Source organism: Streptococcus mitis, assembly GCF_003942685.1.
In the GTDB taxonomy this organism is placed as follows: domain Bacteria; phylum Bacillota; class Bacilli; order Lactobacillales; family Streptococcaceae; genus Streptococcus; species Streptococcus mitis_CD.
Genome location: NZ_RJNR01000032.1, coordinates 1 through 1531, shown reverse-complemented (window position 1 = coordinate 1531; position 1531 = coordinate 1). Strand labels below are relative to the sequence as shown.

At 40.3% G+C, this 1531-nt stretch carries 1 protein-coding gene; it reads left to right on the top strand.

Annotated features, from left to right (window positions below; genetic code table 11):
* Nucleotides 1-112 precede the first annotated feature (112 nt).
* A complete protein-coding gene (locus tag D8855_RS10325) occupies nt 113-1279 on the top strand; it encodes an IS30 family transposase (protein WP_115904644.1) in 1167 nt (388 codons plus the stop codon).
* Nucleotides 1280-1531: the final 252 nt, after the last annotated feature.

The window sequence follows — 1531 nt, the reverse complement described above, 5'->3', positions numbered from 1 at the left end:
GGTAACTTCTCAAAGTAACTTCCACTCACCTGACCAAAGTGGAAATTAGTCTAAAACGGATTTTTATGGTGGAATTAAGTGTGAGACATTTGAGTTAGAAATGAGGTCTACTATGACAAAACATAAACACCTTACCCTTTCAGACCGTAATGATATCCAATTAGGCTTAGAGCGAGGTGAAACCTTCAAAGCTATCGGACAATCCATTCTAAAAGACCCGACCACTGTTTCCAAAGAAGTCAAACGAAACAGACAAGTCCGAGAGTCTACATGCGATAAGCTTCCTTGTCCTCTACTCAATAAGGCTCCCTTTGTCTGTAATGGATGCCCTAAAAGAAGACAAAATTGTGGATTTAAAAAAATCTTCTACCTCGCTAAACAAGCTCAAAAGCAGTACGAACAAACTCTTGTCGAAGCTCGTGAAGGAACTCCCCTCAATTCCAAGACCTTCTGGGACATGGACAAAATCATTTCTGATGGTGTTAAAAAGGGACAACACATCTATCATATCCTCAAAACTCACAATCTTGATGTCAGCTCCTCAACTGTCTATCGACACATCCGAAAAGGATACCTATCTATCGCTCCTATTGACCTAGCCAGAGCCGTTAAATTCAAAGAAAGACGGAAAAGTAAGCTACCTTCCATTCCTAAAGAATCTAAAAAAGGACGTTCCTATGAGGATTTCCTAAATTATTTGGCTCTTAAGCAACTGAATTCTTGGCTGGAAATGGACACCGTTATGGGCAGGATGGGAGGTAAAGTCCTACTCACCTTCAATCTCTCTTTCTGTAACTTTATCTTCGCTAGACTACTGGATAATAAAACCGCCCTTGAGGTTACCAAACATCTCTATGATATCAAGAACACTCTTCACCAAGCGGATAAAGATTTCTTTCAACTCTTTCCTGTCATCCTGACTGATAATGGTGAAGAGTTTGCCAGGGTCGATGACATCGAAATGGATGTTCGAGGAGAGAGTAAACTCTTCTTTTGTGATCCTAATCGCTCTGACCAGAAAGGGAGAATTGAGAAAAATCACACGCTGATTCGCGACATTCTACCTAAAGGAACTTCTTTTGACAATTTAACTCAAGAGGATATTAATCTCGTCTGTTCGCATGTCAACAGTGTCAAACGTGCTGCTTTGAATGGAAAGTCAGCCTATGAACTCTTTGCCTTTACCTATGGAGAAGAAATTCCTAAACTTCTCGGCATTTCTAAAATACCTGCAGAAGACGTCTGCCAGTCGTCTACATTACTCCAACATAAGTTCTAAAAACTAATCTTCAACCCCATTCAAACGTCTCACACTAACTTCCACCATAGCGGAACTTAATCTGAAACGCTTTCAGATGAGGGGATTTTGTGCGCTCTTTTTTTCGATTCATTTTGGCTACAGAAGCGATGAAATCAAGCATGATTAAAACCAGTGGAACTTACCCTGACACGGATTTCCACTGGTTTTTAGAATTTTTATCAGACTAACTTCCACTTGGATTAGCGGTGGAACTTAGTTTGGGAATTTACC